General features: G+C 63.0%; 8 protein-coding genes and 1 pseudogene. 7 read left to right on the top strand and 2 right to left on the bottom strand.

Features of this window, described 5'->3' with window-relative positions; all coding sequences use genetic code 11:
* Window positions 1–563 (bottom strand): annotated as a pseudogene (locus ACYVDE_RS10875) (sodium:calcium antiporter); the annotation flags it as partial.
* Window positions 564–657: 94 nt separating this feature from the next.
* Window positions 658–1,032, bottom strand: coding sequence for a dodecin family protein (locus tag ACYVDE_RS10870; protein WP_460501539.1), 375 nt, complete (start codon window positions 1,030–1,032; stop codon window positions 658–660).
* Window positions 1,033–1,230: 198 nt separating this feature from the next.
* On the opposite strand from ACYVDE_RS10870, the gene fumC reads away from it, so the two are divergent.
* From fumC to ACYVDE_RS10835, 7 genes are all read left to right on the top strand, one after another.
* On the top strand, window positions 1,231–2,631 hold the full coding sequence (fumC, locus tag ACYVDE_RS10865; protein WP_460501538.1) for a class II fumarate hydratase: 1,401 nt from the start codon (window positions 1,231–1,233) through the stop codon (window positions 2,629–2,631).
* A gap of 144 nt (window positions 2,632–2,775) precedes the next feature.
* Window positions 2,776–3,369 carry a GNAT family N-acetyltransferase gene (locus ACYVDE_RS10860; RefSeq protein ID WP_460501536.1) on the top strand — a complete coding sequence of 198 codons (594 nt, stop codon included), beginning with the start codon at window positions 2,776–2,778 and terminating at the stop codon, window positions 3,367–3,369.
* Window positions 3,362–3,769: a diacylglycerol kinase family protein gene (locus ACYVDE_RS10855; protein WP_460501535.1), complete on the top strand. Its 408-nt coding sequence runs from the start codon at window positions 3,362–3,364 to the stop codon at window positions 3,767–3,769. Before ACYVDE_RS10860 ends, ACYVDE_RS10855 begins: the two co-directional genes overlap by 8 nt.
* Window positions 3,770–3,843: 74 nt before the next feature.
* The gene (locus tag ACYVDE_RS10850) at window positions 3,844–4,302 is read left to right on the top strand and encodes a DUF6970 domain-containing protein (protein WP_460501534.1); all 459 of its coding nucleotides are present in this window, start codon (window positions 3,844–3,846) and stop codon (window positions 4,300–4,302) included.
* A 99-nt stretch (window positions 4,303–4,401) separates the two neighbouring features.
* Window positions 4,402–4,893 carry a DinB family protein gene (locus ACYVDE_RS10845; protein ID WP_460501533.1) on the top strand — a complete coding sequence of 164 codons (492 nt, stop codon included), beginning with the start codon at window positions 4,402–4,404 and terminating at the stop codon, window positions 4,891–4,893.
* 189 nt (window positions 4,894–5,082) lie between these two features.
* Window positions 5,083–5,760 (top strand): response regulator transcription factor, encoded by a 678-nt coding sequence (locus ACYVDE_RS10840; RefSeq protein ID WP_460501532.1) that lies wholly within the window; start codon window positions 5,083–5,085, stop codon window positions 5,758–5,760.
* A gap of 159 nt (window positions 5,761–5,919) precedes the next feature.
* Window positions 5,920–7,132, top strand: a 1,213-nt coding sequence (locus ACYVDE_RS10835) for a histidine kinase dimerization/phospho-acceptor domain-containing protein (protein ID WP_460501531.1), incomplete at its 3' end; no start/stop codon positions are given.

Here is a 7,132-nt window from a genome sequence, read left to right as displayed (position 1 = left end):
GCCGGGGGCGCAGGCGAACTGGGCCGGCCAGTAAATGCCCCGCCCGCAACTACCTGCCAAGATAGCTGCTGCTGGGCCCGGCCAATCAGCCACACGCCCAGCACCCACAGCACGAGTATCAGCAGGCCGGCCGGCGTGGTACGGGCCCAGACCAGCGATGCCGGCAGCTGCGCTCCCAGCACCACCACGGCCAGCACGGCCACCACTAGTCCGGCCTCCAGCACCGGCACCAGCGACGTGGTGCGCTGCGTGAGGGCCGCCGCCCGGCCCACGCCTACCACATCGAGCACCACAAGCACCACTGTCTGGATGGCAATACCACCCAGAATGTTGCCTACCGCCACCCCAACCCGCCCGGCCAGCGAGGCGCTCACGGTAATGGCAATTTCGGGCAGGTTGGTGACCACTGCCAGCACGATGATTCCACCCAAGGCTTGGCCCAGCCCCAAGCGTTTCGACAGCACGTCGGTTGTGCGCGAAACGTAGATACCTGCCACCCAGATGGCGCCGGCCGCCGCCGCAAAAATGCCCAGCAGCGGGAACAGTGAAAGCGAAGCAAACATGCCGTGAACAAGCAAAAGCAGAGTTGAACAAGAATGCACGACTCCGGCGTGCAGCCCCCAGCCAAGCGCCGGGACTGCACGCCGGGCAATGGCCTTACCCGCTGTAGCCGCCACCGCTTTCGGGCTCGGTAGCGCTGCCGCCGGGCTGCACGTCGAGGTCGGGCTGGTGCAGGAAATCCACGTCGCTGTAGTCGGGCACGCCGTTACCGCCGTGCTGCGGGGCCTCGTCGAAGGTGCGGTCGATATCCGACATGTCGAGCGGCTCGGTGGGCGTGCCGAAGCTCACCTTAGCTGTGACGCGGTACTCGACAATGCGATTGTGGCGCACCTTGCAGCTCTGGTCCTTCACATAAAGCGAGGAGATGTTGGGGATGGACTTGCTGACTTCGGCCAGGGCTTTTTGCAGGGCGTCTTCGAAGCTTTTATCCGACGAGGCCAGGATTTCGATGACTTGCTTGATAGAGGACATGTTGCTTGAACAGGAGAATGAGGAGATGTGAAAATGGGGGAATTGCCCGCTGGGTACCGGGCCAGTGTACGCGGAAAGCCGGTTTGCAGTCATTTCGGTGGCCGCCGCCGCCGGGTTTCGGGTACGGTGTACTTTTGTGGCTCGTTCCCACCCAATTCTGCACTTCTTCACATTCTCCCATTTTCATAGTAAGAAAAAATGGCTTTCCGCACCGAAAAGGACACCATGGGCACCGTGCAGGTACCCGCCACCGCCTACTGGGGCGCCCAAACCCAGCGTAGCATCGAGAATTTCCCCATTGCGCAGGACATCAACAAGATGCCCAAGGAAATCATCGCCGCTTTTGCCTACCTGAAAAAAGCCGCCGCCTTCACCAACCGCGACGCCGGCGTGCTGCCCGCCGACAAAGCCGACCTCATCGGCCAGGTGTGCGACGAAATTCTGGCCGGCAAGCTGGCCGACTCGTTCCCGCTGGTGGTGTGGCAAACCGGCTCGGGCACGCAAAGCAACATGAATGTGAACGAGGTGATTGCCTACCGCGGCCACGTGCTGAGCGGCGGCCAGCTCACCGACGAAAAAAAGGTGCTGGCTCCCAACGACGACGTGAACAAGTCGCAGTCCAGCAACGACACGTTCCCGACGGCCATGCACATCGCGGCCTACAAAATCCTGATGGAAACCACCATCCCGGGCATCGAGAAGCTGCGCGACACGCTCAAGGCCAAGAGCGAGAAGTTCATGCACATCGTGAAAATCGGCCGCACCCACCTCATGGATGCTACGCCGCTGACCGTGGGCCAGGAGTTTTCGGGCTACGTATCGCAGCTCGACCACGGCCTGCGCGCCATCAAGAACACGTTGGCTCACCTGAGCGAGCTGGCTCTGGGCGGTACCGCCGTGGGCACGGGCATCAACACGCCCAAAAACTACGCCGTGAACGTGGCTAAGCACATTGCCGACCTCACGGGCCTGCCCTTCGTCACGGCCGAAAACAAGTTTGAGGCTCTAGCCGCCCACGACGCCATCGTGGAAGCCCACGGCGCGCTGAAAACCGTGGCCGCCTCGCTGATGAAAATTGGCAACGACATTCGCCTGCTGGCCTCGGGCCCGCGCGCCGGCATCGGCGAGCTGCACATTCCCGACAACGAGCCCGGCTCCAGCATCATGCCCGGCAAGGTGAACCCCACCCAGTGCGAGGCTATGACGATGGTGGCGGCCCAGGTGATGGGCAACGACGTGGCCATCAACATCGGCGGCATGAACGGCCACTTCGAGCTGAACGTGTTCAAGCCGGTGATGATTTACAACTTCCTGCACTCGGCCCGCCTCATCGGCGACGTGTGCGTGGCTTTCAACGACAAGTGCGCCGTGGGCATCGAGCCGCTCGAAGCCAACATCAAGAAGCACGTCGATTCGTCGCTGATGCTCGTGACGGCCCTCAACCCGCACATCGGCTACTACAAAGCCGCCGAAATTGCCCAGACGGCCCACAAAAACCACTCGACGCTGAAGGAAACCGCTATTCAGCTCGGCTACCTCACCGCCGAACAGTTCGACGAGTGGATGAAGCCGGAGGAAATGGTGGGCGAGATTAAGTAAGCGCCCACGCCGTCAGCGCGTCATGCAGAGCGCAGCGAAGCATCTCGCCCGTAATAGTAATTCGATTTACTGCCACGGGCGAGATGCTTCGTTGCGCTCTGCATGACGTTTCAGCGTAATTTTTTTAAGCAATTCTATTCATTTATGGACTTCTCCGCCCCCGTCGTGCTCGAAAACCGCCGGGCCCGCCTGCGCCCGCTGGAGCTCACCGATTTTGAAGCGCTGAAAGCGGTGGCAATGGATGCCGACATCTGGAAATACACCCTCACCCGCGCCGACGACGCGGTGAGCCTGGCCGCCTACCTGCGCCAGGCCGTGGAGGGCCGTCAGCAGGGTCTGCGCTACCCGTTTGCCATCATCGACCGCGAAACCGGCGAAGTGGCCGGCAGCACCAGCTACTACCACGTGAGCGAGCCCAACCAGAGCCTGAGCATCGGCTACACCTGGGTAGGCACCAAGTTCCAGCGCTCGGGCCTGAACCGGGCCTGCAAGCACCTACTGCTCAGCCACGCCTTCGGGGCGCTGAACTGCGAACGGGTGGAGCTCGAAACCGACTCGCGCAACTACAAGTCGCGCACGGCCATGGCCCGCATGGGCGCTACTGAGGAAGGCCTGTTGCGCAGCCACCGCCCCACCCAGGGCGGCATCCGGCGCGACACGGTCATCTTCAGCATTGTGCGGCCCGAGTGGCCGGCCCTGCGGCAGTCGGTGTTTCAGGAGTTTGAAGTTCGTGGCTAAGCCGACATCGTCCAACCAGCTCCGCCCACCCGAGGGGCTGTGGCGCCGGCGTGTGGCCAGCTTTGGCCACGCCTTCCGGGGCGTATGGAGCGCGCTGCGCTCGGAAGTGCACCTGCGCTTCCATGCCGTGGCCACGGCCGTGGTGCTGAGCCTGGGGCTGTACTACCACCTAGAGCGGCTGGAATGGGCCTTAGTAGCGCTATCCATTGCCAGCGTATGGACGGCCGAGCTGTTGAATACAGCCATCGAAGCCCTGACCGATTTGGCCTCGCCCGACTTCCATCCGCTGGCGGGCAAGGCCAAGGACGTGGCGGCCGGGGCCGTGCTGCTGGCCGCCGCCGGGGCCGTGGTGGTGGGGGCACTGGTATTCGGCCCGCATCTGTTCCCAGGCCTATTCTGAGCGGCACCTCAACCATTGGCCGCGCGGGGCGTACCCTTAGCCACTGCTCATCACTCGTTTTTACTCCTGAATCTATGCGCCTGCTTTCCATTGCTGCGGCTTTGCTGCTTACCTCGGCCTGTGCGCCCAAGCAAGTGAGCGTGACGACGCCCACCACGCCCCCGCCCAGCGGCAGCGTATCGGGTAACGACACGCCCGCTCCCACCAGCACCAACACCGTCGACCCCGTGAACCGCTACGTAGCCGAGCCCGACACCACCGCCCGCCCGCCGTGGCTGAAGCAGCGCATTGCGGCCGTGCTGGCCGAGCGCAAGCGCAACCCCGTCACGCGCATTCTGCGCTACGACTACGAAGGCAAAACCGTGTACTACATCTCGGCCCCGTGCTGCGACCAGTATTCGGACGTGTACGACACCCGCGGCAAGCTCATCTGCCACCCCGACGGCGGCCTCACCGGCAAGGGCGACGGCCAGTGCGCCGATTTTGAAAAACGCAAAACCAACGAAAAGCTGGTCTGGCAAGACCCGCGGTAACAATGGGTGAATGAGCGAATGAGCGAATGGGTGAATGTTTTTCAACGCCACTTATCAACTCATTCACCCATTCACTCATTCGCTCATTCACCCATTACCATGATTAACACCATTGCCAAGCTCGGCGCGTTCAACGTGTGGGCTAACGAAACCCTGCTGCGCCGCCTCGATTCGTCGGTAGCAGCCGGCAAAGAAGCGCCCCAGCCCGCCCTGCGCATTTTCAGTCACGTTATCAACGCCCAGGCCATCTGGATTGCCCGCCTCACCGGCACGCAAAGCCCCCTGAAAGTGTGGCAGGAGCACGACCTGGCCGGCCTGCACCACTGGCACGAGCAAACGTCGGCCCGCCTGGCACAGCTGTGCGAAACTACCGACGAGGCCGAGCTAACCCGCCACATTCAGTACACCAACTCACAGGGCGACCATTTCGACTCGCAGGTGAGCGACATCCTCACCCACGCCGTGACGCACGCCACCTACCACCGCGGCCAGGTAGCCACCAAAATGCGCGAAGGTGGCTTGGAGCCCGTCAATTCCGACTTCATCACCTATTGCCGCGAAATGACCGGACAGGTCGAGCCGCAGCTGTAATCAGCACGATGTAGAGACGCGTATTCGCGTCTTGGCGGCCGCGCCATTCGAACCTCGTTCGGTCGATTCCGTTCAATACCGAGACGCAAATATGCGTCTCTACAGCACAGGCAGCCCGGCGCGTAGCTTTGGGCTGCCTGTGTTGATTTCAGGCCCCAGCCTTCCCGCCACCGGCAATGTACCGCCCTCATGAAAATTCTGCTGGTTGAAGACGAGCCGCCGCTGGCCTCCTTCGTAAAAAAGGGCTTCGAGCACGAGGGCTACGACGTGACCGTGGCCTACGACGGCCGCACCGGCTGGTCGCTCTACGAGCAGCAGCCCTACGACCTCGTCATTCTCGACATCAACCTACCCTACCTCAACGGCGTGGAGTTGTGCCAGCGCATCCGGGCCAATAGCCGGCTGGTGCCCATCCTGCTCCTCACCGCCCTCGACAGCCTCGACGACAAGGAGGCTGGCTTTGCCGCCGGGGCCGACGACTACCTAGTAAAGCCCTTCGAGTTCAGGGAGCTGCTGATGCGGGCCCGCGCCCTCACCCAGCGCTACGCCGCCGCCGCCGGCCAGCGCCAGGAACTGCGCATGGCCAACCTCGTGCTCGACCTCGATGCCAAAACCGTAACCCGCGCCGGCCAGCGCATCGACCTCACCACCCGCGAATACTCGCTGCTGGAGCACCTGCTGCGCAACCGCGGCCGCGTGGTATCGCGCGTGGATATCGCCGAGCGGGTCTGGGACCTGGATTTCGACACCACCACCAATGTGATTGACGTGTACGTGAGCTACCTGCGCAAAAAGCTGGACCGGGATTTTTCGCCCAAACTCATCCACACCGTGGTGGGCATGGGCTATGTGATGCGGGAGGGGTAACCTCACCCCCGGCCCCTTTCCCCAGGAGACGGGAGCCTGACGATTGAACAAGAGTAACCTGTTTTATTTTAAGCAACACCGCGTCGCCGTGGCTCCCCTCTCCCTAAGGCGAGGGGCCGGTGGTGAATTTTTAACAACATGCTGATTCGCAACAAGCTCATGCTTCGCTTTACGCTGCTGGTACTGGCGATTCAGGTCAGCTTCTCGGCGTTTATCTACTATTTCAACGCCAGCACGCGGGCCCAGCGCTTCGAGCACCGGCTGAGTACCAGCGCCGCGCTGGCCTCGCGCCTGCTGGTGCGTACCGGCAAGCTCGAAACCGGGCAGCTCGGCAGCCTGCGCCGCAACGACCTGCTGACGCTGCCCGACGAGCAAATCAGCATCTATGGGCCCGACGGCGCCCTGCGCTTCAGCAGTGCCGATGACATCGACCAGGCCCCCAACCAAGCCCGTCTGGGTGCTTTGCAGAGCCGCAGCACGGTGGCTTTTGCGGGGGCGGGGCGGCGCGAAGCAATTGGCCTGGTATACCGGCATGAGGGCGAACCCTACCACATTTTCGTGTCGGCCGAAGACGCGCCGGGCTGGGTGCGGCTGCATCAGCTGGGGCTGGTACTGCTGGTGGGCAACGTAGGGGCGCTGGCACTCACCATACTGGCCGGCTGGTACTTCGCAGGCGCGGCCCTGAAGCCGGTGGCCCGCATCAGCCGGCAGGCAGGGCGCATCTCGGCTGCCAGCCTAGGCCGGCGGCTATCGGAAGGCAACGGACGCGACGAGCTGGCCCAGCTAGCCCACGTGTTCAACGAGATGCTGGCCGGGCTGGAACAGGCCTTCGAGGCGCAGAAAAGCTTTTTGGCCCACGCCTCGCATGAGTTGCGCACGCCGCTCACCACCCTCACCGGCACCCTCGAAACGGCCCTGACCTACGATACCTCACTGCCCGAAGCCCGCCAGAGCATGGCGCAGGCGCTGGAAGCCTCGCGCCACCTTAGTGCTCTCACCAGCAGCCTGTTGTCATTGGCCAAAGTAGATGGCAGCCTGCCGAAGTTTGAACCGGTGCGGCTGGATGAATGCCTGAACCAGGCCCTGAGCTTTGCCCGCGCCAAATACGCGGGGCGGGAATTCCGGCTGGCTTTCGGCGAGCTACCAGCAGAGTCGGAATCCGACGTTTTTATGGTGGCGGGCAATGCCGAGCTGCTCACCACGGCGCTGCTGAATTTGCTGGATAATGCCGGCAAATACTCGGCCGGCCCGGTGCAGGCCGAGCTGGGCTACGAAGGCCCCGGTACGCTGCGCGTGCGCGTGATGGATGCCGGCCCCGGCCTCAACGCGGAGGAGCTGAGCCGGATTTACGAGCCGCTGTACCGGGCGGCGG

Source organism: Hymenobacter agri (genome assembly GCF_054778495.1).
Note: the sequence above shows the minus strand (reverse complement) of the source record. Positions and strands in the feature narration are given on the sequence as shown.

What these genes read in the sequence shown, in the direction of transcription:
- ACYVDE_RS10870 (WP_460501539.1), bottom strand. Translation starts at nt 1,032, where the DNA reads ATGTCCTCTATCAAGCAAGTCATCGAAATCCTGGCCTCGTCGGATAAA.
- fumC (WP_460501538.1), top strand. Translation starts at nt 1,231, where the DNA reads ATGGCTTTCCGCACCGAAAAGGACACCATGGGCACCGTGCAGGTACCC.
- ACYVDE_RS10860 (WP_460501536.1), top strand. Translation starts at nt 2,776, where the DNA reads ATGGACTTCTCCGCCCCCGTCGTGCTCGAAAACCGCCGGGCCCGCCTG.
- ACYVDE_RS10850 (WP_460501534.1), top strand. Translation starts at nt 3,844, where the DNA reads ATGCGCCTGCTTTCCATTGCTGCGGCTTTGCTGCTTACCTCGGCCTGT.
- ACYVDE_RS10845 (WP_460501533.1), top strand. Translation starts at nt 4,402, where the DNA reads ATGATTAACACCATTGCCAAGCTCGGCGCGTTCAACGTGTGGGCTAAC.
- ACYVDE_RS10840 (WP_460501532.1), top strand. Translation starts at nt 5,083, where the DNA reads ATGAAAATTCTGCTGGTTGAAGACGAGCCGCCGCTGGCCTCCTTCGTA.